Annotated in this window: 3 protein-coding genes; 1 reads left to right on the top strand and 2 read right to left on the bottom strand. The window is 72.7% G+C overall.

The features are described from left to right. Together IEY73_RS32515 and IEY73_RS32520 are read right to left on the bottom strand one after the other, a co-directional pair. On the bottom strand, positions 1 to 542 hold a 542-nt coding region (locus tag IEY73_RS32515), incomplete at its 3' end, for a TRM11 family SAM-dependent methyltransferase (protein WP_229716396.1). After that, positions 532 to 1,134: a hypothetical protein gene (locus IEY73_RS32520; RefSeq protein WP_229716398.1), complete on the bottom strand. Its 603-nt coding sequence runs from the start codon at positions 1,132 to 1,134 to the stop codon at positions 532 to 534. The genes IEY73_RS32515 and IEY73_RS32520, both read right to left, overlap by 11 nt. A 255-nt stretch (positions 1,135 to 1,389) precedes the next feature. Here IEY73_RS32520 and IEY73_RS32525 point away from each other — a divergent pair, with 255 nt between their 5' ends. Next, complete coding sequence (locus IEY73_RS32525; RefSeq protein ID WP_189083190.1) at positions 1,390 to 2,166, top strand: hypothetical protein; 777 nt, start codon at positions 1,390 to 1,392, stop codon at positions 2,164 to 2,166. The last annotated feature ends 90 nt before the right edge of the window (positions 2,167 to 2,256 follow it).

Raw genomic sequence — 2,256 nt, forward strand, 5'->3', positions numbered from 1 at the left:
AGGCGTGGCCATCCGGCGTAGGCGAGGTTGCCGTGTTCCCGGTCGCCGTACAGGTGGTGCCGTTTGCGGACACCGCCGCTGGTGGTACGCACCAGGCCGTGCGTGCCGCGCCCGTACGGCGGTGAGGTGAGCACGAGTGCGACCCGGCCGAGGGTGGAGGCGGGCACCAGGTCAAGCAGCCGGGTGGCGTCGCCGGTGAGGACCGTGGCAGCGGCTGCGGCGCCTTGGGATGCGGCGAGGGTGAGGTTGGCTGCGGCCAGGGCGGTGTAGCGGGGTTCGATGTCGATGCCGATCGCGGGCCGGCCCGCGTGGACGGCTTCGACGAGGGTGGTGCCGCTGCCGCACATCGGGTCGAACACCAACTCGCCCGGCGCGGTGTAGGAGGCGATCGCGTGGGCGGCCAGGCTCGGCAGCATCTTGCCGGGGTGGCTGGAGGTCTGCGGCACGTACCGGCCGCGCCGCTGGTCGCGGGCGGGCTGCTGGCACGTCAGCCACACCGAGGTGACCGGCATGGCGTCATCCGGCATGGCGTCATCCGGCATCGGCGGGGCCTGCCTGCGTGGTGGTGCTGCCCTGCGTGGTGGTGCTGCGGGTCAGGATGAGCACGTCGGTGTGGATGTCCAGGTGGAGGTGCCGGCCCGGCAGCGGCGGCCGGTCGGCGGCCACGATGTGCTGCAGGTAGGCCAGCCCGGCGGTGCGGGCGGCGACGATGACGTCGACCGGCAGGATCACCTCGCCGTGCGGCAGCAGCACCGCCACGCACCCGCCGGGCAGCAGACCGGCGCGGCACCGGTCGAGCAAGACGGCGGGCGTTGTGGGCGGGTCGGGCGGCCATCCGGTGACGATCAGCGTCGCGTCCCGCCAGGCGGGGCCGGACGGGCGTACTGGCAGGTGGCTGCGGCGGCGGGCGGCGATGACCGCGCGGGCCAGTTGCGGGCCTGCGGTGAGGTCGACGACCAGATCGGAGGGGTGGGTGAGATTGTGGACCAGCCGCACGCCCATCGCGTTGGACATGGTCTCGCCCCGGTTCGGGGCGGGCACCGGCCAGACGGTGATCGGCACGGGCGGGTCGCCGGACACCACGTCCCCGGTGGGGATCGGTGCCGGACGGTGATGGTTGTCGGCCATGGGCATGTGGCCCCCGGGACCGGCGGGCGTACTGACGCTGCCCAGATCGCCGTTGTCAGGCCGATCGAACCCGCCCCGGCCTGACAACACCCGTCACCGCACCACCCTGACCGGGGATGCCGGGCGGCGAATCTGTCCGCACCGGTCACGACCTGTCCCCGGCTGACAACCGCCGCCACTGTCAGGACGGGCTGTCCCAATCGATGCCTTCGAGCCTTCACACCAGGCGAAGCGCTCCATCGTCGACAAGGGATCCATGTCATGACGACTTCCTTCCGCACCGGTATGTCCAACACGGCGCTGACCGCCGCCGAGACGGCGTTCGACCTTTTGACCTGTGAACCGGCCCCGCTGGTCCTCGACGCCCGCCCGGTGCCGGGCCTGCCCGACACCATGCTGGCGCTGGACGAACTGCGGGCGCTGCTGATGCACGAGCGCTACGACAGCGACACCACCGACGCGCTCTGGCGTCAGCTCGCCGGCCACGCCCGCGACTGGGGACCGGCCTGGGTGATCGGCGCGATCGGCGTCGCGCTGCCCGCCCTGACCCATCTGGCGGCGAAGATCAGCCGCGGGCAGGCCCGGCTCGCCGACGACGTCGACTCCGAAGTCCTCGCCGGGTTCCTCCAGGCGCTGCGCACCGCGGACCTGGCCGTGCCGCGGCTGTGGCTGCGGTTGTGTTGGGCGGCGTGGCGCGCCGGGACAGCGGTGATCACCGACGACGGCGGAGACGAGCTGCCGGCCGAGTTGTCCACCGGTTCGCAGTCACCGCGGATGCCCTACGGGCACCCGGACCTGCTGCTGGGCCGGGCCGCCGCAGCGGGCCTGATCAGCGGCGAGGCCGCCGAGCTGATCAGCGCGACCCGGTTCGGTGAGGCGCTGATCGAGCAGATGGCCGCCGAACGAGGCGTAACCGCGCCGGTGCTGCGGATGCGGCGGCGCCGGGCGGAACGGATCGTGGCAGCCGCCATTGTCCGGGGAGACCTGTCCGGGCCGCTTCGCCGCACCGACCCGCAGGGCCGCACCACGACGGTGTGATGGGCCGCTGCGAACTAGTACTCCAGCCGGGGATGTTGACCTTGGCTGGTCGAGTGTCGGGTGGTGAGAAGACGAAGGCAGCCACCGTCG

The sequence above is a fragment of the Mangrovihabitans endophyticus genome, from assembly GCF_014646155.1.
In the GTDB taxonomy this organism is placed as follows: Bacteria; Actinomycetota; Actinomycetes; order Mycobacteriales; family Micromonosporaceae; genus Actinoplanes; species Actinoplanes endophyticus.